The sequence below is a fragment of the Cytobacillus sp. T106 genome, from assembly GCF_040492155.1.
Classification (GTDB): Bacteria; Bacillota; Bacilli; order Bacillales; family Cytobacillaceae; genus Bacillus_AB; species Bacillus_AB infantis.
In genome coordinates this window covers 95330-119153 of record NZ_JBEUMK010000004.1, presented here as the reverse complement: position 1 = coordinate 119153, position 23824 = coordinate 95330, and the positions used below count along the sequence as shown (strand labels likewise).

At 47.2% G+C, this 23824-nt stretch carries 25 protein-coding genes; 17 read left to right on the top strand and 8 right to left on the bottom strand.

The window, feature by feature from the left end; translation table 11 throughout:
* The first annotated feature begins 17 nt into the window (after positions 1-17).
* Positions 18-2234, top strand: a complete 2217-nt coding sequence (locus ABU165_RS10985) for an alpha-galactosidase (protein WP_253616154.1) — start codon at positions 18-20, stop codon at positions 2232-2234.
* Here the strand turns inward: ABU165_RS10985 and ABU165_RS25200 are convergent.
* The 3 genes from ABU165_RS25200 to ABU165_RS10970 all read right to left on the bottom strand — a co-directional run bounded on the left by ABU165_RS25200 (position 2164) and on the right by ABU165_RS10970 (position 3552).
* A complete protein-coding gene (locus tag ABU165_RS25200) occupies positions 2164-2412 on the bottom strand; it encodes a hypothetical protein (RefSeq protein ID WP_478236546.1) in 249 nt (82 codons plus the stop codon). The genes ABU165_RS10985 and ABU165_RS25200 overlap by 71 nt on opposite strands.
* Positions 2413-2499: 87 nt before the next feature.
* On the bottom strand, positions 2500-2814 hold the full coding sequence (locus ABU165_RS10975; RefSeq protein ID WP_253616155.1) for a hypothetical protein: 315 nt from the start codon (positions 2812-2814) through the stop codon (positions 2500-2502).
* A 33-nt stretch (positions 2815-2847) separates the two neighbouring features.
* A complete protein-coding gene (locus tag ABU165_RS10970) occupies positions 2848-3552 on the bottom strand; it encodes a FadR/GntR family transcriptional regulator (RefSeq protein WP_165352694.1) in 705 nt (234 codons plus the stop codon).
* 185 nt (positions 3553-3737) lie between these two features.
* On the opposite strand from ABU165_RS10970, the gene ABU165_RS10965 reads away from it, so the two are divergent.
* Both ABU165_RS10965 and ABU165_RS10960 read left to right on the top strand, forming a co-directional pair.
* On the top strand, positions 3738-5111 hold the full coding sequence (locus ABU165_RS10965; protein ID WP_022543287.1) for an FAD-binding oxidoreductase: 1374 nt from the start codon (positions 3738-3740) through the stop codon (positions 5109-5111).
* A gap of 21 nt (positions 5112-5132) precedes the next feature.
* Positions 5133-6116 (top strand): bile acid:sodium symporter family protein, encoded by a 984-nt coding sequence (locus ABU165_RS10960; RefSeq protein ID WP_009792456.1) that lies wholly within the window; start codon positions 5133-5135, stop codon positions 6114-6116.
* 135 nt (positions 6117-6251) lie between these two features.
* On the opposite strand, the gene htpX is transcribed toward ABU165_RS10960, so the two are convergent.
* Positions 6252-7130, bottom strand: coding sequence for a protease HtpX (gene htpX / locus ABU165_RS10955; RefSeq protein ID WP_009792454.1), 879 nt, complete (start codon positions 7128-7130; stop codon positions 6252-6254).
* A 248-nt stretch (positions 7131-7378) separates the two neighbouring features.
* Between htpX and ABU165_RS10950 the strand changes: the two genes are divergently transcribed.
* The 7 genes from ABU165_RS10950 to ABU165_RS10920 all read left to right on the top strand — a co-directional run bounded on the left by ABU165_RS10950 (position 7379) and on the right by ABU165_RS10920 (position 14522).
* On the top strand, positions 7379-8119 hold the full coding sequence (locus ABU165_RS10950) for a DUF1836 domain-containing protein (protein ID WP_022543288.1): 741 nt from the start codon (positions 7379-7381) through the stop codon (positions 8117-8119).
* A 121-nt stretch (positions 8120-8240) separates the two neighbouring features.
* Positions 8241-9755: an MDR family MFS transporter gene (locus ABU165_RS10945; RefSeq protein WP_009792452.1), complete on the top strand. Its 1515-nt coding sequence runs from the start codon at positions 8241-8243 to the stop codon at positions 9753-9755.
* A gap of 146 nt (positions 9756-9901) precedes the next feature.
* Positions 9902-10468 (top strand): RNA polymerase sigma factor, encoded by a 567-nt coding sequence (locus tag ABU165_RS10940; protein WP_009792451.1) that lies wholly within the window; start codon positions 9902-9904, stop codon positions 10466-10468.
* Positions 10455-11225 (top strand): hypothetical protein, encoded by a 771-nt coding sequence (locus tag ABU165_RS10935; RefSeq protein ID WP_009792450.1) that lies wholly within the window; start codon positions 10455-10457, stop codon positions 11223-11225. Before ABU165_RS10940 ends, ABU165_RS10935 begins: the two co-directional genes overlap by 14 nt.
* The gene (locus tag ABU165_RS10930; protein ID WP_009792449.1) at positions 11219-12097 is read left to right on the top strand and encodes an ABC transporter ATP-binding protein; all 879 of its coding nucleotides are present in this window, start codon (positions 11219-11221) and stop codon (positions 12095-12097) included. Before ABU165_RS10935 ends, ABU165_RS10930 begins: the two co-directional genes overlap by 7 nt.
* The gene (locus ABU165_RS10925; RefSeq protein WP_009792448.1) at positions 12094-13350 is read left to right on the top strand and encodes a hypothetical protein; all 1257 of its coding nucleotides are present in this window, start codon (positions 12094-12096) and stop codon (positions 13348-13350) included. Before ABU165_RS10930 ends, ABU165_RS10925 begins: the two co-directional genes overlap by 4 nt.
* Positions 13335-14522 (top strand): hypothetical protein, encoded by a 1188-nt coding sequence (locus tag ABU165_RS10920; protein ID WP_318060652.1) that lies wholly within the window; start codon positions 13335-13337, stop codon positions 14520-14522. The genes ABU165_RS10925 and ABU165_RS10920 overlap by 16 nt, the downstream gene beginning before the upstream one ends.
* A 163-nt stretch (positions 14523-14685) precedes the next feature.
* On the opposite strand, the gene ABU165_RS10915 is transcribed toward ABU165_RS10920, so the two are convergent.
* Complete coding sequence (locus ABU165_RS10915; protein ID WP_094768024.1) at positions 14686-15744, bottom strand: sulfite oxidase; 1059 nt, start codon at positions 15742-15744, stop codon at positions 14686-14688.
* Positions 15745-15918: 174 nt separating this feature from the next.
* Here ABU165_RS10915 and ypfJ point away from each other — a divergent pair, with 174 nt between their 5' ends.
* Positions 15919-16764: a KPN_02809 family neutral zinc metallopeptidase gene (ypfJ, locus tag ABU165_RS10910; protein WP_094768025.1), complete on the top strand. Its 846-nt coding sequence runs from the start codon at positions 15919-15921 to the stop codon at positions 16762-16764.
* A 21-nt stretch (positions 16765-16785) separates the two neighbouring features.
* Positions 16786-17286, top strand: a complete 501-nt coding sequence (locus ABU165_RS10905) for a cupin domain-containing protein (protein ID WP_022543290.1) — start codon at positions 16786-16788, stop codon at positions 17284-17286.
* A 44-nt stretch (positions 17287-17330) separates the two neighbouring features.
* Here ABU165_RS10905 and ABU165_RS10900 read toward each other — a convergent pair whose 3' ends face one another.
* A complete protein-coding gene (locus ABU165_RS10900) occupies positions 17331-17708 on the bottom strand; it encodes a YidH family protein (protein ID WP_094768026.1) in 378 nt (125 codons plus the stop codon).
* Positions 17709-17855: 147 nt separating this feature from the next.
* On the opposite strand from ABU165_RS10900, the gene ABU165_RS10895 reads away from it, so the two are divergent.
* Complete coding sequence (locus ABU165_RS10895) at positions 17856-18416, top strand: sugar O-acetyltransferase (protein WP_094768027.1); 561 nt, start codon at positions 17856-17858, stop codon at positions 18414-18416.
* Between the two features lie 51 nt (positions 18417-18467).
* Here ABU165_RS10895 and ABU165_RS10890 read toward each other — a convergent pair whose 3' ends face one another.
* The gene (locus tag ABU165_RS10890) at positions 18468-18950 is read right to left on the bottom strand and encodes a DinB family protein (protein WP_094768028.1); all 483 of its coding nucleotides are present in this window, start codon (positions 18948-18950) and stop codon (positions 18468-18470) included.
* A gap of 102 nt (positions 18951-19052) precedes the next feature.
* Positions 19053-19850: a hypothetical protein gene (locus ABU165_RS10885; RefSeq protein ID WP_094768029.1), complete on the bottom strand. Its 798-nt coding sequence runs from the start codon at positions 19848-19850 to the stop codon at positions 19053-19055.
* Positions 19851-20059: 209 nt separating this feature from the next.
* Here ABU165_RS10885 and ABU165_RS10880 point away from each other — a divergent pair, with 209 nt between their 5' ends.
* The 4 genes from ABU165_RS10880 to ABU165_RS10865 all read left to right on the top strand — a co-directional run bounded on the left by ABU165_RS10880 (position 20060) and on the right by ABU165_RS10865 (position 23824).
* Positions 20060-20341 carry a hypothetical protein gene (locus ABU165_RS10880; RefSeq protein WP_094768030.1) on the top strand — a complete coding sequence of 94 codons (282 nt, stop codon included), beginning with the start codon at positions 20060-20062 and terminating at the stop codon, positions 20339-20341.
* Between the two features lie 154 nt (positions 20342-20495).
* Positions 20496-21170, top strand: coding sequence for a response regulator transcription factor (locus ABU165_RS10875; protein WP_094768031.1), 675 nt, complete (start codon positions 20496-20498; stop codon positions 21168-21170).
* Positions 21160-22545 carry a sensor histidine kinase gene (locus ABU165_RS10870; protein WP_094768032.1) on the top strand — a complete coding sequence of 462 codons (1386 nt, stop codon included), beginning with the start codon at positions 21160-21162 and terminating at the stop codon, positions 22543-22545. Before ABU165_RS10875 ends, ABU165_RS10870 begins: the two co-directional genes overlap by 11 nt.
* A 190-nt stretch (positions 22546-22735) precedes the next feature.
* Positions 22736-23824: an NAD(P)-dependent alcohol dehydrogenase gene (locus ABU165_RS10865; RefSeq protein ID WP_094768033.1), complete on the top strand. Its 1089-nt coding sequence runs from the start codon at positions 22736-22738 to the stop codon at positions 23822-23824.

The window sequence follows — 23824 nt, the reverse complement described above, 5'->3', positions numbered from 1 at the left end:
TTGAAGCAGGTGATCCTATGCTAATACATGCAAACAGTGAGACAAGACAGTTCCATCTGACAAATGGGCAGGTCAGCTATATTTTTCACGTCATGAAAAACGGCCAGCTTGGCCATCTTTATTACGGAAAGGCACTCCGCCACCGGGAGGATTTTTCCCATTTACAGATTTATGATGTACCGACCGCAGCAAGCTGCCACCCTTATGCAGATGATCCTGCCTTTTCCCTTGAGACATTGCGCCAGGAATATCCTGTCTATGGCAGCTCAGATTTCAGGGAACCTGCCATTTTGGTAAAACGAAATGGATTGAATCATATTCCTGACTTTCAGTTTGAACGTTTTAAGATAATGGAAGGGAAGCCCCTGCTAAAGGGGCTTCCGGCCACCTATACGGAAGAGAATGGGGAAGCGGCTACGCTCCAGATCTTTTTAAGGGATGAAAAACTTCAGGCAGAGCTTTTGCTGAATTACACCATTTTCAAGAATCATCCTGCGATCACAAGAAGCGTCCTTCTTAAAAATGAAGGAGAAGAGTCTCTTGAAATAGACCGTTTAATGAGTGCGTCCATTGATTTACCTGATAGTAACTTTCGCTTTCTTCATCTGGCAGGTACCTGGTCAAGGGAGCGGCATGTGAAGGAAAGAAAGCTCCAGGCAGGAATTCAATCCATTTCAAGCATAAGAGGTGCAAGCTCTCACCATCATAATCCGTTTGCCGCATTGGCGAGGCCTGATGCGACAGAGCATAACGGTGAGGTCTATGGCTTAAACTTTGTTTACAGCAGCAATTTCATCATTCAGGCTGAGGTGGACCATTATGAAGCGGTAAGGCTTACAGCTGGCATCCATCCTTTCGGGTTTCACTGGTCTCTGGGGGAAAAGGAGTCATTCCAGAGCCCGGAAGCAGTGATGATATACTCTGACAGCGGGCTGAACGGGATGAGCCAGGCCTTCCATAATCTTTACCGGAAACATCTGATTCCTGCACAATGGCGCAAAAAGGAAAGGCCGATTCTGATTAATAACTGGGAAGCCACCTACTTTGATTTTAACGAAGAAAAGCTGGTGAATATCGCAAAGTCTGCTGCAGAGCTGGGAATCGAGCTGTTTGTCCTGGATGATGGCTGGTTTGGCAAGCGCAATGATGACACAACCTCGCTGGGAGACTGGGAAACAGACGAAAGCAAGCTCCCGAATGGATTGGAGAAGCTCGCAGAAAAAATAAAGGAAACCGGAATGAAATTCGGCCTTTGGTTCGAACCGGAGATGATCAGCCCGAAAAGCAGGCTGTATGAAAAGCATCCCGACTGGGCGGTCGGCCAAACCCTGGGGAGGAATCAGCTGGTGCTGGACTTCTCACGGGAAGAGATCGTCGAGTATTTATATGAGAAAATGTCAGGCATTATTAAAATGACAGGATTGTCCTACATAAAATGGGACATGAACCGGAATATCACGGAAGCCTTTTCAGCGAATCTTCCGGCTGGGCAGCAGGGTGAGTTCTTCCATCGTTATATTCTTGGAGTGTACCGCTTGTATCAAAAGCTGACATCAGAATTTCCGGAGGTATTATTTGAATCGTGTGCAGGCGGGGGAGGCAGGTTCGATCCCGGAATGCTGTATTACGCCCCGCAGGCGTGGGCCAGCGATGATACAGATGCAGTCGAAAGATTGAAGATCCAATATGGGACCTCCTTTGCCTATCCTCTGTACAGCATCGGGTCACATGTGTCTGCCGTGCCGAACCACCAGACTTTAAGAGAGACTCCGCTGTCTACCCGGGCCAATACAGCCTATTTTGGAACATTTGGTTATGAATTGAATCCTCTTAGTCTATCAGATGAAGAGCGCAGCCGGATTTCAGAGCAGGTTTCTTTTTATAAACAGCACCGAAGCCTGATAAGGGACGGGCATTTCTGCAGATTATTGAGTCCTTTTGAAGGAAACGAAACAGCCTGGCTGACAGTGAATGAGGACAAAACGGAGGCGCTGGTTGGCTGGTATAAGGTACTGGCAATGGCGAATCCGCCGAAACAGCAAACGCTGAAGCTTTCAGGACTGAATCCTTCTATTATGTACCAGGTATCAGGAAGCAGCAGAAGCTATTACGGAGATGAGCTGATGCAGACCGGGCTGCAGCTTCCCGTTGAATTTAACGGCGTTAATGGAAAGACGGCCGAGCGCGGCGGGGATTTTCAGTCTTATGTGTTCCATTTAAGAGCAGTGGATTAAAAGGAAGGGCGGGAGAACCGCCCTTTTTCCTTTGAAGACTATTAAACTGCTGATCCTTCAATCTCCCTGCCTTTAACAACCTCTCGAATAGAAAGCGGACAAGACGCCCCATAACGAGAAGCTGCAGGGGGAGCGCAAAGATAAAGTTCTTAAAAGCAATTGATCCGTAGCTTTGCACCCATGAGTCCAAGCTTCAGAACCAAAATGCATATGCCCCAAGTGCTGAAGCCTCTTTAATCAAACGTTTGATTAAGAAGAAATCTCCTTACTTTTCCTGTGATGACACCTCTTTTTGAAAAAGAAAAGGAACCACCACAGCATCAAATAATAAATAACCTGCCAGCGAAAATAAGGTCCAGCCGATGCCCTGCTGCAGCTGGCCGATAAAGTATTCCATTTCATTTATTCCGGGTCCTCTTTCAGTGCTGGCAATAGGTACACTCAGTACAAAGAAAATCAAAATGACAGATGGAATCTTCAGCTGTTCTTTCATAATACAATAGACAGCGGCAACCATCGAGCTAAACAGAATAGAATAATAAATGGCCCAAAACCAGCCGGGCATAGTCTCCCAATACATAATGATCCTCCTGATTTCAGCCTTATAAAAAGCTCACTGTACCTGCTGCCTATCTATCATTCCTAAAGAAAGCTCTCTCCTAATTAGGGAGATATGCTTTTCCATGGAGAGCCTTGCTTCTTGGACCTGGCCTGAAGCGATGGCCAGAAAGATTTCTTTATGTTCTTCAATGGTATCCTGCCTTCTCGATGGATCGAGGAGCCTTTCCTTCCTAGTAGCACGGATGGTGTCATTCATATGTCCGCTTACCGTTTCAAACAGTTTGGCAAAGATGGAATTGCGGGCGGCATTGACAATGGCGAAATGAAAGTCGACATCCGCCTTAATCCCCAGCTCTGCATCATCCGTGCTCTCCATCAGGAGAAGGGCCTGTCTGATCGGCTCCAAATCCAGAGAGCCTGCCCTCTGTGCTGCAAGCCCGGCACATTCTACTTCCAAGGCGCGCCTGAGCTCGAGCATCTCATAGACAAGCTTGGTTTTTTCATTTTCGATGGTAAAAGAGACGCTCTCCGGCCGGGAATTCGGACGGGCTTTCAGATAGCTCCCGCTGCCCTGCCTGATTTCGAGCACCCCCTGTGCTTCGAGCTGCCTTAAGGCTTCTCTGACAGATGTGCGGCTCGCCTTAAAGCGGGATGCCAGTTCCCTTTCAGTCGGAAGCCTGTCCCCGGGCTGGAAGGCACCGGAAAAAAGTATATTCTGGAGGTGATCTATTATAGTTTCATAGGCCTTTTTTTTCATATTTTTCACTCCCTAAAAATGACAGGTAAAGCGATTTCATCATACAGAAAATCCAGGGAAAGCTCAATACTTTGAAAGAAGTTATTGATTTTTTCAGACAATTTAGTAAAATGGACGAAAAGGTTGGACCAATCTGAATATATAACTAATTGGTATGAACCATTATTCAGCAGGGAGAGAGATGCATGAATACAGTCAGCGCGGAAGCGATAGGAGAACTGCAGAGTATGTTAAAAGAAGGGCAGGTTTCTGTCAATCAAACAGAAAGGGAGCAGCGAAGCCGGGATGAATCCTATCATAAAGAAAGCCTGCCGGATGTCGTCGTCTTTCCGGAATCGACGGAGGATGTCCAAAAAATCATCATAACTGCCAGGCGGCATAAAATGCCGGTTATCCCATTTGGGCGCGGAACCAGCCTGGAAGGACATGTGATCCCCTATAACGGCGGGATAACTGTCGATTTTTCAAAAATGGATAAAGTGCTGGAGGTCAGGGAAAAGGATTTTCTTGTGCGGGTGCAGCCGGGCGTTACCCGGTCCCAGCTTAACAAAGTCCTGAAGAAATATGGTTTGTTTTTCCCGGTTGATCCTGGGGCAGATGCCACTTTAGGCGGGATGGCTGCGACCAATGCAAGCGGGACAACCTCGGTCAGGTATGGAGTGATGCGGGATCAGGTTCGCGATCTTGAAGTGGTGACAGCTGACGGGACCATTATACATACAGGCAATCTGGCAGCCAAATCATCCTCCGGCTATCATTTGAATGGACTGTTTGTCGGATCTGAAGGGACGCTGGGATGCTTTACTGAATTGACCTTGAAGGTGTATGGCATACCGGAAGCCATTCTGGCGGCAAGGGCTTCATTTCCCACCATCACCTCTGCGGTCGAAGCAATCGTCAGCATCCTCCAGGCAGGAATTCCGATAGCCAGGGGAGAGCTAGTTGATGAGGCTTCAATGAAGCAGGTTAATTTATTCAGCGGTACCGGGTATGCTGAAAAGCCGACGCTGTTTCTGGAGTTTCATGGAAACGGGGCCGGGCTGAAGCAGGATGTTGAATTCATGAAGGCGATCGCTGAGGAATGCCAGGCAGAACAAATTGACTTTGAAACTGACAACGCTTCCAGGACGCAGCTCTGGGAGGCGCGCCATAATCTCGCTTATGCTTATATTCACGGGTATCCTGGAAAGAAGATGATGGTAACAGATGTATGCCTGCCTATATCAGAACTGGCCGGAGCTGTGGAACACAGCAAGGTCCACCTCGATGCACTGGGATTGGCCGGGGGCATAGTCGGGCATGTCGGGGACGGGAATTTTCATGTGCTGCTGATGATCAATATGGATGATCCGCTGGAGGTGCAGCAGGCAGAGGAGTTCAATGAACGGATTGTCATGTATGCACTGGAGCGCGGCGGGACCTGTACAGGAGAGCATGGGGTCGGAATCGGCAAGCAGAAGTATCAGGAGAAGGAGCATGGCGCGGCCTATGAGGTGATGAAGAAAATCAAGCGGGCCATTGATCCAGAAGGCCTCCTGAATCCCAATAAACTTGTTTAAAAAGAAAGCGGGGGAAAATTGATGAGGGTTCTTGAAACAATCAGTACAATTGCCGGCAAATATTTTGCCATATGGGTCATCTGCATGGCGGTGATTGCTTACCTGCTGCCTGACCCATTCCTTGTGTTCGGCAGCTATATCACCATCCTGCTTGGCGTTGTTATGTTTGGAATGGGGCTGACCTTGAAAGGGACCGACTTTAATCTTATTTTTAAAAATCCGGTGCCTGTTATCATCGGTGTCTGTGCCCAGTTCATCATCATGCCGCTCGGGGCATTTGCAATTGCTTACCTTCTGGATCTGCCTGCAGAGCTTGCAGCCGGCCTGGTCCTGCTTGGGTCTGTACCAGGGGGAACGGCTTCCAATGTGATGGTTTACTTGGCAAAAGGGAATCTGCCTCTTTCCATCGCTATGACTTCGTTTTCAACGCTGCTTGCCCCGCTGGCAACCCCCTTTATCCTGCTGCTGCTGGCAGGCCAGTGGATGCCGGTGGATGCGAAAGCCATGATCCTATCGATTGTTCAGGTCATCATTGTACCGATCGTTCTAGGCCTGCTTATCCGCCGTTTTATGCCGCAGGCTGTAGAAAAAGGCATCACGATCATTCCGCTTATTTCCGTACTTGCCATCATTATTATTGTCGCAGCTGTGGTAGCAGGAAATGTAGCCAACATTGCATCGGCAGGGCTGCTGACCTTTGCAGCTGTAGCGCTTCACAATGGATTGGGGCTTTTATTGGGCTATTTGGCCGCGTCAGCCTTAAGGCTGGATGAAAGCACAAGGAGAGCCATCAGCATTGAGGTCGGAATGCAGAACTCAGGTCTTGGTGTGGCGCTTGCCACGGCCCATTTTGGCCCTCTCGCAGCACTGCCGAGTGTAGCTGGTGCTGTATGGCATAATATATCCGGCCCGATTTTGGCTACCTATTGGTCGAAGAAGCCTGTTTCCGAAAGAGCGGAAGAAGATTACCCCATTAGTGAAGGAAATGCGAAAACAAATGTATAGCAGAATTTGAGATTTAGGAGAAGCACTGCAGCAGCAGTGCTTTTCGTTTTCAGGAAAGAAAGCAGAAGCAAAAAAATGCCGGCCCGCTAAATCCGCCGGGGGAAGGCGGCCTTTAACGAGCCAGCATTTGTGTTATTAGCTGTTCAAACGTCTGATTCTCTCATCCAGATCAGGGTGGGTTGAGAATAGGGAACGCTTGCCTTTGTTATTAATTTTCAAGGTTGATATCGCTGTCTGCTCTTCGCCTTTCATACGGGCAGAGTAGGCTTTCAGCATGTGGAGGGCATGGGTCATTTTATCCCTGCCGGCAAGATCTGCGCCTCCCCGGTCTGCGTGGTATTCGCGATGCCTTGAGTAGGCGAACACGACCAGGCTTCCAAGGATCGAGAATGCGATCTGGAAGATAATCACTGCGATGAAGTGGACAATCGGAGCCATCTCTTCCCTTACAAAACGTGATGCCACCCAGGCAGCAATACGGGCCAGGAAGACGACGAATGTGTTCACTACACCCTGCAGGAGGGTCATGGTCACCATATCGCCATTGGCAATATGGGCAACTTCATGGGCAATAACGCCTTCAATGGCATCATCATCCATTTCCTGAAGCAGACCAGTCGATACTGCAACCAATGAACGCTTTTTGGAAGGTCCGGTCGCAAATGCGTTAACCTCAGGGGAATGATAGATTCCGACCTCCGGCATATGTGTGAGTCCTGCTGCCCTTGAGAGGCGGTGGACTTTTTCAACAATCTGCCTTTCAGAAGGAGATAAAGACCCTTCAGGCTTCAGCACCTGGACATTCATCATCCGCTTTGCCATCCAGCGCGACATTGCCAGGGAGATGAATGATCCGGAGAAACCAATGACAGCACTGAATATCAGCAGGGAAGCAAAATCAATCCCGCCCTGTGCATTAATGTAATTTCCGCCGCCGATCAGTGAAAAAATAATCGAGATGGTCAACAGAACCAGCACATTGGTCAATAAAAAGTAAAATATCCTTTTACCCAATTCTTCTCATCCTTTTTATATAAATTTTAAGGTCATTTGAACTTGTAACTTGACCTTATTTTATATGATTATGCACAAATAAGCAAGTATAAAACATCCTCCCCAAACACTCCGTGCCTGACACCGGAAAAAGACAAATACGCCATTTTTGTCCACATATGGTGCCAGGCACGCGGAAGCACCGTTGACGGTGTCAGGGGAAAGATTTAGGATAGGGTTACAAAGTATCGGTCGGGAGATGAATGAGTATGGAGTTGTTTCAGTTGTCGAGGGCCAGGATGGCGGAGCTTTTATTTGCCCTCAGGGGGGAAGGGGAGAAGAACCCGAAGGCTGTGCTGCAAGAAGCATGGAAATCGGGCCATCTGACCAATATATATGGAAAGAAGCTTGAGATATTTATAGAGACGGATATGCCTGCTGTATTTGAAAAAATTATGAGGCAGACTCCCCCGGTTCCGGGCTTCAGCGTCAATGAAATTGTCTCGCTCGGAAATCAGATCGAGTATACGAATCTTTCCTCCACAGCAGTCCAGAACTGGGTGAAAAGAGAAATGCGCGAACTGGTTGGGACGCCGCAGGCCGGGAAGAAGTATACCATTGACCAGGCGGCCATTCTTTTTATTGTGGAGGATCTGAAGTCGGCTTTGGATTTTGGCTCTATCCGTAAGATACTGACACTTCTTTTTAATAATCCGGAAGATAGGACAGACGATGTGATTGATCCGATCATCTTCTACGCTGGATATGCCGGCATTTTTGAAAAGGTGCATCCGCAGAAGCTGGCTGAAGGCACCGCGCAATTTCAAGTAGAACAGGAGATCCGGAGAGAATCGGCTTCAATAGTGGAAGGATACACGGATTTGACCAGACCTCAAAAAGAGATTGTATCCAATGTGCTGACAACCGCCGCCCTCACTGTGCTGTCAGCCTACTATAAGACACTGACAAGGAAATATGTGAGTGCGACCCTGTTTCTTAACGGAGAATAGGGTACCGCAGTGTATTTCTGTAAGAGTTTGTCGAACGGGCGGAATTGATGTTTGGAAGGATAAAATTTAAAATTGAATAGATATCTTATCTATCCTATTTCAGTTTTAATGGAGGTTTAACGTGGCAGAACAAAAGAATGTAAATCTTGTAGTGGCAGGGCTTCTGCTGGGCATCCTGATGGCAGCGATGGACAACACGATTGTTGCCACAGCGATGGGGACCATTGTGGCAGACCTGGGCGGATTCGAACAGTTTGTCTGGGTTACTTCAGCCTATATGGTCACCGTCATGGCGGGCATGCCGATTTTTGGGAAGCTTTCCGATATGTACGGCCGCAAGCGCTTTTTTATTTTTGGACTGGCTGTATTCCTGATCGGCTCTGCCCTTTGCGGGCTTGCCCAGTCGATGGTCCAGCTCAGCGTTTACCGGGCTATCCAGGGGGTTGGCGGAGGAGCCCTCATGCCGATAGCTTTTACGATTGTATTTGATATTTTTCCGCCTGAAAAACGGGGGAAAATGACCGGCCTTCTCGGGGCTGTGTTCGGGACAGCCAGTGTCCTGGGCCCGCTGCTCGGAGCATTCATTACAGACTGGATCAGCTGGCATTGGGTTTTCTACATAAATGTACCGATCGGGATCGTTTCCGTCTTCCTGATCATCAAGTACTATCATGAATCCAATGACTATCAAAGGCAGAAAATTGACTGGGCCGGTGCTTTCACCCTGGTGGCTGCAGTTGTCAGCCTTATGTTCGGCCTTGAGCTCGGCGGAAAGGAATTCGCCTGGGACTCTTTCCAGATTATCGGACTGTTCGCGGGCTTTGTCTTCTTTTTCATTGCGTTCCTGTGGGTGGAAACGCGGGCGGATGAACCGATCATTTCTTTCTGGATGTTCAAGCGCCGCCTTTTTGCAACTTCCCAGATCCTTGCATTCCTTTACGGCGGCACCTTTGTCGTCCTGGCTGTGTACATCCCGATTTTTGTCCAGGCCGTGTACGGGGGATCAGCCAAAAATGCTGGACTGATCCTGACGCCGATGATGCTTGGTTCTGTAGCAGGAAGCGCCATCGGGGGGATCTTCCAGACAAAAACCAGCTATCGGAATCTGATGGTCATCTCGGTCATTTCCTTTTTTGCAGGCATGCTTCTGCTTGGCAATATGACACCTGATACAGCCAGATGGGCTTTGACTCTGTTTATGATCCTCACCGGCTTTGGAGTAGGGTTTTCATTTTCGCTGCTTCCGACAGCATCCATCCATAACCTGGATCCGAGATACCGCGGTTCAGCCAACTCAACGAACTCATTCTTGCGTTCGCTTGGCATGACGCTTGGCATTACCATCTTCGGAATCGTCCAGCAGAATGTATTTGCTGACAAACTGCAGAATGCTTTTAAAGGCATGCAGGGCGGCGGGGCAATGCCGATGGGTGACCCGCAGCAGCTGTTCGAACCGGCAGAGCGGGCGAAAATTCCGGCTCCGGTTCTTGATAAAATCATTGCAGGGATGTCAGACAGTATCACCATCATATTTATGCTGGCCCTCATCCCGATCGGCATTGCGGCAGTGACCATTCTCTTTATGGGAAAAGAACGCGTGGAAATCAACAAGAAAATAGAAAAGCCGCAGGAGTAGCGGCAGGTGGCCGGCAGGGGGGAATCCTGCCGGTTGTTTTTTTGCAAAAAAGAAATAAAGTTCAAAACTAATTGCCGCCTTGTTACGAATATATAGATATAAGCTTATGAACCAACAGAATTCTGATAGGAATAGAGTGGTGGGAGATGCATCGGGACTTAAAGCTCATACAAAAGATAATTAAAAAGGGAAACGAAGAGGCAGCGAATGAGCTGGTGTCCCTTTATTATCGCGAAATCTATCATTATGTCTACAAACAGACTCTTGATCAGGAGCAATCCAAGGATTTGACCCAGGAAATTTTCATTAATATGCTGCATGGACTTCATCAGTTTGAAGGAAAGAGGGCCCTTTTCCGCACCTGGCTGTATAAAATAGCAACCTATAAAATTGTCGATTATTACAGGTCAAAGCACTACAAAGCAAGCAGGAGGATGGCGGATATAGAAGATCTTGAAATTGGCAGCCATGAAGATTCTTCTGAGTCTATTCTGCAAAAAGAAGAGATAGAAGCAGTTTTGGCCGTGCTGGATCGAATGGAAGCTTCGTATCAGCAGATATTCCGGATGAAGCTGTTTGGCGAGCAAACCTTTCAGGAAATTGCCTCTTCACTTCAGGTTCCAGAATCAACAGTAAAAACAAAGTATTATCGCAGCCTCAAATTTATCAGAGAGGAAGCTAAAAAGGAGGGATTTACGCATGCAGAAAGATAAAGACTGGCAGATTCCAGAGCTAAAGATTTCAAAAGAGGAAATAACGTCAATTGTCCAAAAGGGCAATGTCAGAAAAGAGTCATTCATTACTTTGATAAGGGGAATGTACAGGAGAATCGGCTTCAGGTTTCTTATGAAGGATTGGCTTGAAATGCTCCTGGCCGCCGGCATGCTGGCAATGCTAATGATTGGAATCACAGCCACAGCCAGTGAAGGAGAGGCAGCTGGCGGGGGAACAAGCTTTTACAGCTTGATCATGATTGTTTCCCCGCTTCTCTATGCCTTCCTCGCCTTCCTGCCATACTTAAAAAGCAGGGCCAGCGGGACGTACGAGCTGGAAATGGTCTGCAAATATAATCTTCACCAGCTGGCAGCTTTCCGGATGCTGATATTCAGTGTCTTCTGTTTTCTTCTTAATAGCATATGGGTGCTGGCTCTTGCTGTACGGTTTGCTGCTGTGGAATTTGTACAGGGCTTATTGATATCAACGGCTTCCCTGCTGATTTTTTCTGTGCTGTTCTTATATGTATTAAGCTTCTTTAAAACGAATATGGCGCGGGCGGCAGCTCTGGTTATTTGGATAGCCGGCAATATTATTCTTGTCATACTGAATAATTCCATATATATGGGCTTGCTCATATCTGTTCCCAGGTACTTATACGGGGCAGTCATCGTTCTGTTTTTCTATTTATATATGAACAAATTGAAGGAACTGCTTATTCATAACAAAAGAAGAGGGGGCTACACACTATGCTGACAGTGAATAGCGTAAGCAAACATTTTGGCAGCCATGCAGTATTGAAAGATGTGCAGCTGGAATTCTCAAACGGGGTATATGGTTTGCTTGCCCCGAATGGCGCAGGGAAAACGACCCTCATCAAGATGCTGACTACTCTTCTGCACCCAGGAAAAGGTGAAATCCTGTACAGCGGGCAGAATATCCTGAGCATGGGCGAGGCTTACCGCGAGTTAATTGGCTATCTGCCCCAGGACTTTGGCTATTACAAAAATTATACTCCCTATCAGTATCTCCAATATCTTGCTGCTTTGAAGGGCATATCTAAGAAGGAAGCGGATGAAAAAATTCCGCATCTCATGACGCTTGTCGCGCTTGAGGGTGCGGTTAAAAAGAAAATGGGGAAGTTTTCAGGAGGGATGATTCAGCGGGTGGGGATTGCCCAGGCGATGCTGAATGATCCGAAGATCCTGATTCTCGATGAACCGACAGCAGGCCTTGACCCAAAAGAACGGGTCAGATTCAGGAACCTCCTGTCTGATTTGGCAAGAGACCGGATTGTCATCCTATCCACTCATATCGTTTCAGATGTTGAGTCGATCGCCAATGAAATTATTATGATAAAGGATGCGAAGGTCCTTTATAAGGATTCAATCGCTAATATCTGCCGAAGGCTGGACGGGAAAGTATTTGAAACAGAAATCGAATTCAGTGAAGCAGCCGATTTTAGAAGAAACTTTTTGTCTCTGTCTGAACGGCAGGAACAGGGCCGGATGAATATCCGTTTTATGGCAGAGGAAAGACAGTCAGCTCACTGGAAACAGGTTCAGCCTGTTCTGGAGGATATTTTTCTCTATGAGTATAGAGATGAAGCAGGCATTACGGCTCAATGAGAGTTCTGCGCTGGGAAATCCGCAAAGCCTTTTTATCGCCTTCGGTCCTTGGTCTTGTTTTTCTGTTCATGGCCTTTAATTTGTATCTTGTGCTCAACAATTCGGTCATAAAAGAAGATTTGAAAAAAACATCAGCATTCGCGGCGGCCTACGGGACAGATATTACTGGCGAGAGCCTGGATGCAATGAAGGATGATTATGACTCCCTGATGAAGCAAGTGAATCTTGCGATAGAAGAGAAAGAATCAAAGACCTACAAGGATATGAATTCTTTTTTCACGGATCATGCCTTCGATCCATTAGAAAACTATACAAAAGAAGAAAGGGAGCTATTTAATGACGCAGGGCTGCTGGAATACTATTATTCAAGCAGTTTATATGCTGATGAAGAATACCGGAAGATAGATCCGGTGGGCATTGCTGAGTACAATATTCAGAAGTATGGATTGACAGGTTCGGCAGCAGAGCTGGTAAGGAGCCAGTATGGAAAGTTTGAGGAGCGGTTCAAGGAAGTCCTGGAAAATGGAGAGCATATGCATCTGTTCCATTCACAGGAGGCCTTCGGTACACACTTGCTTCTGTTTAAAACCATGTTTAAAGCTTTCCTGCTCGAAGGAGTGATTCTTGCGGCCCTGATTACAGGCCATGTCATTAATTTTGAATTTGATCGCGGAACCCACCTGCTGGCATACAGCTCCAGAAGGGGAAGGAGGCTTTGGCAGGATAAATTTTGGGCAGCCCTGACGGCAAATCTAGTACTGTTCACAGTCATGCTGGCAGCCGGGCTCGCTGTCTATTTTGCAGTTTTTCCCTACAGCCAGTTTTGGCAAGTCCCAATGTCGAGCTATTTTAATAAAGGGGAGCATTGGTTCATGACGGTGAGGGAGATGACGTTTTCACAGTATCTTGCTGCAGTTATCGGCCTTTCCTATGTCATGATGATCATCTTCACCCTTATGGCTGCCGTAATTTCTAGATGGATACGAAACAGCTATCTTGTTTTTTTTGCCTTTCTCTTGTTATTCGGCATGCTTTTTGCTGTTCAGAAACTCTTTCCAACCAGTCATGCCAGTTACTTTATCGGCCTTTTCACACCGGTGAATCTGGTGCTGAATTCTTTTGTCTGGTTTATGCACCGCGCCATGCACGTCATTTCAGGATTTGAGCTGGCGGTTTCAGGTGTCTGGCTGATTTTCCTGGCAGCAGCTGTGATGCTGTCCTGCAAGAGCTTTAATAGATGCGACTTAACATGAAGGGGATGAACCGGGATTTGAGAATTATCTGGCAGGAAATGAAAAAGATCTTCCGACCAATCATGCTAATCATGCTTGTCTTAATTAATTTGCTGATGTACTACATTTTTATAGACTTCGATATTTCTTATTTTGCAAATGGCCGTCCAGCCAAAGATTATTATGAAATCAGCAGTGAGATGATAGAAGATTACGGAAGAAAGCTGGATGAAAAAGAGTATGATGATTTCAAGCAGGCATACCAGGAGGCATTGGACCGTGCAGACGCCTATATACAGAAGCTTGACGAAGCGCAGCAAACTGATGTTGCTTCGTACGCAGAATTAGTAGAATTAAATAATAAGAATGATTTAAGCAGCCCTGAAAGACAATTGTACGACAAGCTTTTCTCTGAGAAGGAGATAGGCTGGGAAATTCAGACGCGGGAAGGCATCATGGAAGATATGGATTCTGCCGGCACAGACTTTGGTTACGGCTATATTTCAGGTAAGCCGTCTGAAAGGCAGGAAGCAAGGATCAATGATCTGCTAGAGGATGAATCCTTCCGTTCCATTTTCCCGGCATATCCTGTAGGTGATAATTTTCACAGCATCAGCCAAAATATCTGCCTAACAATCCTGGTGAGCATTCTTTTTATGATTCTCCCTATTACGATCAGAGATTATAAGAACCGTATGATTGATCTGCAGTATACCTCCAGGGCTGGGAGAAAATTGTTTATAAAGAAGGCAGCGGCAGGCGTCCTGTCAGCATTCATCATTGCAACAGTCCTTCTTTGTGTCTATTACGGGTTATATTTTACCAATAATATTACAATCTTTTTGAACAGTGATATCAACAGCTTTCTTGGGTATCCATACTGGTACAACCTTACTTTCTGGCAGCTTATACTGATTGTCATCGGGCTAACCTATATCCTGGCTTTGTCCACCGCTCTTTGTGCCATATTCATTTCAAGCATCAGCAAAAATTACATCAGCGTCATCGGCCTCCAGTTCCCGATTTTTGCATGTGCCTGCTTGCTGCTGACGCAAAGGATGCTCCTCGGAAACGCATTGGCAATTGATCATCCGCAGCCTCAATTCTTCTTTACTTATGGAGTGATCATCATATTGCCCGCAGTAGCTATTCTCTGGAAAAAGCAGCGGGAGCAGCAGCGAGATATCTTATAGTGGCCTGATATAGAAGATTTGAAGTAAATCTAAAGTCGGTTAAGCCCGGGCTGACAGGCACATCTGTCTGTGCATCTGACCGTCAATCAGGATATGCTTAAAGAATTTTAGTTGAAGTCCATGATAATAGCCAGGCACCTTTCATCGGTGCCTGGCTATTATTTCACTCCACCTTAACACTCACCATATCAATCGCATGATACCCATACCCCTTCCTATTCCAAAATGGGGAAGCCGGCTGTACACGGCCATGTGTATCATACGCTCTGGACATAAGAGTATATTCTCCTTTACCGGCCTTCCAATCATACACCCAAGGCTGCCACTCATACCCGCTTGCTGCCGGGCTTTCAAGCCTTGCCTCCTTCCAGTTTTCACCCCCGTCAGTGCTTATCTCCACTTTTTCGATTTTCCCTTTACCGGTCCATGCGATGCCCTTGACAGGATGGCTCCCGGTTTGAAGAATCTGTCCGTCCAATGGATGGCGGATGGAACTGTTGACATGGAGCTTCGTTACTGGCGCTGCTCCTTCATCCTTTTCTTTATGAGGATAATAGACATATTCGATTGTCTGGAAAGGTCCTGTAAACGGGGCATCTGCAACAGTGATGCTCTTGAGCCATTTTACGGAAGCCATTGCGTACCACTGGGGAACGATAAGTCTTAGTGGAAAGCCGTGCTTGAAAGGGATCGGCTTTCCGTTGTATTCGTAGGCAACCAGTGTATCCGGATGCAGGGCTTTTTCCAGCGGAAGGCTTCTTGTAAACGAATATACCTCGTCAAGATCGGTTCTTTCTCCAAAGTCATAGCCCTCAAAGATGACTTCTGCCGCTCCATTTTGGATGCCTGCACCCTCGAGGAGGGAGGCAAGCGGAACGCCCTTCCAGCTCCCCTGGCTGACCGCGCCTTTTTCCCATTGCTCACCGAAGGTTTTGGGTTCAAAAAGGCTCCTCTTGTTCCCGGCGCATTCCAAAACGGCGGTCACGGTCCTCGATGGGAGATTCATCAATTCGGTCAGGGAATAGAGCCGGGGTGAAGAAACTGACCCATTGACAGGCAGCCAATAGGCAGATGCTGAAAGCGAAGGATAGGCAAAATGATTTCTCCGGTAAAAAAGCGAATTGCCGACTCTCCTGCCTGAAATGAACTCAATGGGCGATTCCTGATTCTCAGGCTGCAGGCTATGAGTGGTCAAATAGGGCCTTACAAAAGGTTTTTGCATAATACGGCCTCCTGAATCGGTAAATATCCATTTATATGATAGAAACAGGATGATCATGCCTTTCCTATATGTAAAAAATTCCGGCCCTTAATGGAGATAATTCCTGTCCTGTGCGGGTATATGACTAAAAGATATGATTCTTGCGAAAGAAAATGGCAGCAGGGAGGATAAACCATGAAATGGAAGGGAAGAAGAGCGAGCTCCAATGTTGAGGATAGAAGGGGAATGGGCGGCAAAACGCTCGTCGGGGGAGGCCTCGGAGGTATTGTCATTGTCCTGATTATTACACTATTGGGAGGCAATCCCGGCGAACTTCTTGGCGGTCTGGGGATGACCGGAGGCGAGCAGTCGCCTGCACCTTATGAAGAAACGGCCGAGGAAAGGGAACTGGCCGATTTTGTATCAGTAGTGCTGGCGGATACAGAGGAAGTCTGGAGTGAGATTTTCCAGGAGCGGGGGATGGAGTACAAGGAGCCTACCCTTGTTCTGTATACCGGCAGCGTCCAGTCTGCCTGCGGAGCAGCAGGAGCATCGGTCGGGCCATTTTATTGCCCTGGGGACCAAAAGCTTTATATTGATTTAAGCTTCTATAGGGAGCTTCGGGAAAAATTCCAGGCGCCTGGCGATTTTGCCATGGCCTATGTTGTTGCCCATGAAGTCGGCCATCATGTCCAGACGCTCCTTGGCACTACGGATGAAATTATGCCTCTCCGCCAAAAGCTCAGCCAGGAAGAATTCAATAAATATCAGGTCAGGTTTGAGCTTCAGGCTGATTATTATGCCGGCGTTTGGGCGCATCATGCACAGGGAATGGGTTATCTAGAGCAAGGTGATCTGGAGGAAGCGATCCAGGCAGCCCATGCAGTCGGGGATGATACAATCCAGAAAAAGGCACAGGGCTATGCAGTCCCGGAAAGCTTTACTCACGGCACCTCTGAACAGAGGAAGCGCTGGTTCAATAGAGGCTTCCAGAGTGGAACGATAGAGGGCGGCGATACGTTCAGCGCCCGCAATCTATAACTTACAAAGGAGTGGATGCACATGGCAACGCAGGTCAGATCATTTTTTCTGCAGGACAATGGTGATATCCCGAACAATCAGGAATTGCCTGTCATCATCTATGAAGGGATCTTCAGTGACAATGCCAATACGATAGAGGGAACATTTACCCGCCATAACTGGCTCGGCACATGGACAGGCGGTGTGTTCGACTACCATCACTATCACAGCAACTCACACGAAGTCCTCGGTGTCCGTTCAGGCCGCGCTACTATTCTGTTAGGCGGGGACGGTGGAGAAAGAGTTGAAGTGAAAGCGGGGGATGTCATTGTGCTGCCTGCAGGGACAGGACATAAAAACGTCGACAGCTCAGAAGACTTTGAGGTTGTTGGGGCCTACCCGGATGGAATGAGTCATGATTTGAAAAAGAAAGATCCGGGAGGGCGCGCGCAGGCACTCTCAGATATCCGCAGTGTACCGGTGCCTGCAACAGACCCTGTCTATGGAGATACAGGCCCGCTGCTTGAAAAATGGGTGAAATAAACAAAAAAGCCTGGCACAAGATGAGTGCCAGGCTTTTGATTGCTTTAAAGAATTCCCCAAACGAACATATAATAAAACCCGAACACGGCGAAGATGAGCAGCAAAAGAGCTGAGAGGAGAACAATCATCCTTCTGGAAAACCTGAATGATTGGCTGTTGATTTCATGCCCTTTCCTGAAGTAGCCGATTGTCGTCATGATGATCGTCAATATACCCACAATAATGGAGGCAAGCCCGATGATCTGCGCCAGGGCGTCTCCTATCATCGAAGCAGCCGGAAGAGTGGAAAAGTGAAGATTTGTGATAAGGAAGCCGACTCCTATAATTGTGATGCTTGTCCTGACCCAGGCCAGATAGGTCCGCTCATTGGCCAAATGCTGCTGGATATACTTAGAATCCTTTGTAGGCTGCCCATTGTCCATCCTCAATCACCACACTATCAGTTTGTTGGATAAATGGTAGCATACACTGGGAAAATTGGCTAATCTGCAACCTGATGCAACTGGCTCCTTGTCCAAAGAGCAAGTAGAATAAGGGTAAACTCTCAATCTGGAAGGGGTACCACTAATATGCTGTCTGAAAAAGAAAAGATGCTTGCAGGTGAGCTATATGATGCGGCAGATCCAATCCTTGTAAAAGAAAGGGCCAATGCACGCAGACTGACACGGCTGTTCAATCTGACAGAAGAAACTGAAGAGAAGAAACGGGCAGCGCTTTTAAAAGAGCTGTTGGGATCGACTGGGAAGCAGCTTTATATTGAACCAAGCTTCCGCTGTGACTATGGCTATAACATCAAGGTTGGCGAAAATTTTTATGCGAATTTTGACTGTGTCATCCTGGACGTGTGTGAAGTGAATATCGGCGATCACTGCTTTATGGCTCCAGGTGTACATATCTATACAGCAGGGCATCCGCTGCATCCGGAAGAGCGGAATGCCGGTCCGGAGTTCGGGAAGCCCGTCACCATCGGAAATAATGTCTGGATCGGGGGCAGGGCGGTTATTAATCCGGGCGTTAAAATCGGGAATAATGCAGTCATCGCCTCAGGTGCAGTTGTAACAAAGGATGTGCCTGATAATGCTGTAGTAGGCGGAAACCCGGCGAGAGTGATTAAGTTTATAGACGTCTAATCTTCTTCATGATCAACTCTCAAAGATTCACTATAAAAAAAGCAGACTGGCCTATTGCCGGCTGGTCTGCTTCACATAATGCTCCCAATGATCCTCAATTTCCTTCTTATGCTTGTGGTCATGCTCAATCAATCCGGCAAAGTATTGGCCGATTGTCATGTCCCTCCCGGGGTACAGCTCCTGAAATCTTTCCGGCTCCAGTTTTTCCAAAAGTAAGAGAAGCTCTTTTCTTGCCTCAGCAAACTCACTGATCAGCATTTTTTTGCTGATGCCTGACCTCGCGTATTGTCCCGCTTCCATATTCATTGCATCTGCATCAATTTTTTCAGAAGGAATTTCCTCTTTGCTCAGCAGGGCAGACATACGCCGGCTGATGACAAATCGATCCCAGGTAATAAAGTGGGAAACCACATCGGCTGTTCCCCAGGAGCCTTCCCGGAAAGGGAGGAACCATAGTTCTTCATCCATTTGTGCCAGTGAGTTCACCCAGTTAATGAAACTTGATTTTTCTTCAATAATATCTTCTTTCCTCATAAGCTTCCCCCTTAATTAGTTATCACTCTCTTTTCTTTCTGAGCAGAGTGAATTCCTGCTTTTAAAAAGAAGAGGGACCTCCGTATGAAGGTCCCTGCACTATTAAAATTTGTGTCCTCCCATCAGAGGCTTCTCTACACCAAGCTCTTCCAGTTCTTCTTTGGCAGAATCCATAATGCTCTCGGCTTTAGCTTTCGTCTCTTCATCGAGATCAGCGAACGGATCTCCTTTGCCATGCCTCCCAGGAAGAGTGATGCCTAGTGCTTTTATTTGCTCATTAGCTTCATCACGAGTAAGTGAGCCATCTTTGACCTTATCTTGAATGGCCTGTACTTTAGCTTTCGTTTCTTCATCCAGATCCGCGAAAGGACCTCCTTTGCCATGATGGTCAGGAAGAGTGATGCCAAGAGCCTTCAATTGCTCATTAGCTTCATCACGAGTAAGGGAGCCGTCTTTGACCTTATCTTGAATGGCCTGTACTTTAGCTTTCGTATCCTCATCCAGATCCGCAAAAGGATCTCCTTTGCCATGATGGTCAGGAAGAGTGATGCCGAGAGCCTTTAACTGCTCATTAGCTTCTTCGCGGGCGAGAGAGCCAGCCATAACCTGATCCTGAATAGCCTGAGCTTTTGCTTTTGTCTCTTCATCAAGGTTAGCAAAAAGGTCCTCTTTTTCTCTTTTTGCAGGAACTTCAACACCGATCGCAGCCAGTTCTTCTTTCATTTTGTCCATGATCGCCTGAACCTTTGCCTTGGTGCTGTCATCCAATACTTGTCCGGCCGAAGCAGGTGCAGTCCCTGTCCCGCTTTCCTCTGCGGCCATTGCCTTGAATGCCGTTCCGCCAATGAGGCTTAGCGACAATGCTCCTGTAAGTGCATATCCAGCCCATTTTTTCTTCATCAATAAATACCTCCATTTTTTATTAGAATTTTGGATCGTCTTGCTGTGTACATGCTTTACTATAGGGAACCTTGGTGAAAAACAGGTGAAAAAAAAAGAATTAAAAATATGAAAGGATTTATTTTTTCTTAATTTTTGGTAATATAAGGATATGGTTGTGTGTAACCCCATAACGGCAAGCTTGCAATGTTCTTAATTGGGAGGTTTATATGCAAAAAGTGAATGTCTGGTCTTTCATTTTCTCTATCATTTGTTTCCTGCTGTTTATGGAGGCTGCTTTTTCAGGACCGATCGATGATTCCCTCTTCGGCCTTGACCCGTTCGAAATATTGCTTTACCTTACTCTGGCGGCCTTTGTTGTAGCTGTTATGGGATTTGGCGGCATCCAGAACAGGATGGGACTGGTGAGGAGTGTTGCTTCACTTGCAATAACACTGGGACTTTCAGGATTCTTAGCTTATATCGTTTTTTTCGGGAAACTGTTAAGCTAGCAGCTCAAAACATAATAGTTGAAAGCAGAAAGACTCATAAGCAGAGTCTTTTTTCTTTTGGACAATGAGGCAGATGGAGAAGTCTGATTTTTTCACTCGTTTTTCACCAACGTATGGTATCTTAATCATAAAGAATTGCGGGAAGGTGGACATATTGAAAATACTGCTTGCAGAAGATGATGAATATCTTGGTGAATTGATCGTCCATTTGCTGAAGAAGAAAGGGTTTGGAAAAGCAGATTGGGTGATGGAAGGCGAGGATGCTTATGAATATGCAAAGGCTTCCTATTATGATGTGCTCATCCTGGATTGGATGATGCCGAACGGAGATGGCATTTTCGTCTGCCGCCGGCTGCGCCGGGAAGGATACAGCGGTGCCATTTTGATGCTGACTGCGAGGGATGCAGTCTCTGACAGGGTCGAAGGGCTTGAAGCAGGCGCTGACGACTATTTGATTAAGCCGTTTGAAATTGATGAGCTGGCAGCCCGGCTGAAGGCTTTATCGCGGAGGATGCTTGCTCCGCTTCAGGAGGATGTTATCCAATGGAAAAGTCTTGAGCTGAACCGGACGAGCCATACGCTGTTCCTGAACGGAGAAGAAATCTTCCTGACCCCGAGGGAGTACCAGCTTCTTGAAATGCTCCTGCGCAATAAAGGGCAGGTCCTGACAAGAGAGATGATTTTGGACCGGATATGGGGCATTGAATCAGATGTTTCAATGAAAACGATTGATGCGACCATCAAGCTGCTGCGAAAGAAAATAGATAAGCACGGTACAAACAGCCTCATTGAAACCATCCGCGGAGTGGGGTATAAAATTGAAGCCTAGACCTTTCCTGGATAGATGGAAAAAGAAGCTGCCTCAGGAGGTGTTCGGCCAGACCAGCCTTCGCCTGACACTGTTCTACAGCGGCATCATCACTCTTTTTCTGATTATATTTGTTATCATTGTCCTCTTTATTTTATACGGTGTCATCTATGCCGACCAGGAACGGAAAATTACGGAGCTGGCTAACCGGGAAACAAATGAGTTTCAGGAGGATGGCTTCCGCCGGCACAGGCCTCAGCAAAGGGAAGTAGACAAGCAGGTGTTTCTCAGCGAGAATCAGCTGTTTTATTATGTTGCTGCCGGGGATGGCAGCCTGGTCAGTGCCAATGAAAGTTTTGGCCCGCTGCGGCCATTGTTTCTGGACCTTGTAAAAAACTGGACCCCCGGCCAGAGTGAAATCAGGCAGAAGACACTCCAGATTCCCGAAGATGATGCCGACTACAGCCAGTTCAGGGACTTTGACATCAGGGTCCTTATGCTTGCAAGGCCGGTCATTATAAATGGACAGGCAGCCGGGATGATGTATATCGGATTGGATATATCTAATTTAAATACCATTTTTAAATGGGTGGTCATCGTTTTAAGCAGCCTGGCCGCTGTTTTTATCGGCATTGGTGTCTGGCTCAGCCGGATGATGTCAAGGAGGGCGCTTATCCCGATTGAGAAGTCGTATAATCAGCAGCGTGAATTTGTGGCGAATGCCTCCCATGAACTCCGGACCCCGCTGAGTGTTATCTTTTCTTCGGTTGAAGCGATTGAAATGGAGCTGGAGGATCCGGATCCTTTTACAAGGAAAATGATGAATGGACTGAAGCATGAAGTAAAAAGGATGACTAAGCTGATCAATGACCTCCTGACCCTGGCCCGATCTGACTCTGCTGATGGTGCAGTGCTGGAACGGAAATGGGAGGATATGCGCCCATTGGGCGCGCAGGTCCTTGATTCTTTTGAAAGTTTTGCGGCTGAAAAACAGATCAGGCTCTCACTCCACGCTCCTGAACAGGTAATGGTCCATGCCGACAGCGGGATGCTTGTCCAGCTCTTATATATTCTGGTGGATAACGCTATCAAGTACAGCCCCTCTGGGGGAGAAGTCAGCGTGAATCTCGGTGTGAAGTGGGAGAAGCAGTCCGGCATTTTTGTTCTCTCGGTAAAAGATACGGGGATGGGCATGAGCAGGGAGGAGCAGGCCCAGGTGTTTGACCGCTTCTTCCGGGCAGATAAAGCCAGGAGCCGAAAGGAAGGCGGACACGGGCTCGGGCTTTCAATCGCCAAGTGGATTGCAGATGTTCATAGAGGGAGGATCACTGTGGAAAGCGAACCTGGTGAAGGAACAGAATTCCGTGTCGTGATACCATTTGAAAAAAACAATTAAGTATGATTGAAATGGTTCTTTAACTGCCATACTAAAAAGCGGGTACATGAGTACTTGCTTTTTTAGTATTTCGATATAACTAGGGATCGGTGTTTTGTACTTTAAAATATAGATGTGACAAAAGGTAATAGTCTGAACTGGATACTTTGAGGTGGAGATATATACCATTTATTTAGGAGATGAATGTCTTATGAAGATTAAAGCAGCTGTCACCCATGGCCAGGGAGAAGACTTCAAGATTGAAGAAGTTGAACTGGCTGAACCAAAGGCAAATGAAGTCCTGATTAAAATCGTTGCTTCCGGCGTCTGCCATACAGATGCAGTGGCTCGTGATCTGGGCCTGACTCCTTATCCGGTTGTACTGGGCCATGAAGGCTCCGGGATTGTAGAAAAAGTAGGCGCCGGCGTAAAAACAATTGAGCCGGGAGACCATGTTGTGCTTTCTTTTGCCTCATGCGGCCATTGTGAAAACTGCCTGACAGGCCACCCGACAGTCTGCACCGAATTCAATGATCTTAACTTCGGCGGCAAAATGGAAGACGAAACCCATCGCCTGCATCAGCATGACCGCAACCTTTCCACGTTCTTTGGGCAATCTTCCTTTGGTACATATGCAGTTGCCAATGAGCGAAATGTCGTTAAGGTCGACAAAGATGTTGATCTGGCACTGCTTGGACCTTTAGGATGCGGCATCCAAACCGGAAGCGGAACAGTATTGAACCGCCTGAAACCGGATTTTGGAACATCCATTGCTGTTTACGGCACAGGGGCAGTAGGCTTGAGCGGCATCATGGCGGCCAAAATAACCGGATGCAGGCATATCATCGCCATTGATATCCATGACAGCCGCCTCGAAAAAGCAAAAGAGCTTGGAGCTACACATGTCATTAACAGCAAAAACGAAGATGTTGTTGAACGCATCAAAGAAATTACAAAAGGCGGAGTGCATTACGGACTTGAAACCACCGGGGTTCCGGTTGTGGTGCGCCAGGGGCTTCGGGCTCTCCGTCCGCTTGGCACGCTGGCAATCGTCGGTGTGACACCGGAAATGGAAATCAATGTTCATGAAGAAATCATGGCAGAAGGCAAAACCATGGTCGGCGTCATCGAAGGCGATGCTGTGCCGCAATTATTTATTCCTCAATTGGTCGATTATTATAAAAATGGCCTGTTCCCATTCGACAAACTAGTGGAATTCTATGACTTCAGCGACATCAACCAGGCGTTTGAAGATTCTAAAAAAGGCCTTGCGATCAAGCCGATTGTCAAAATTGGATAA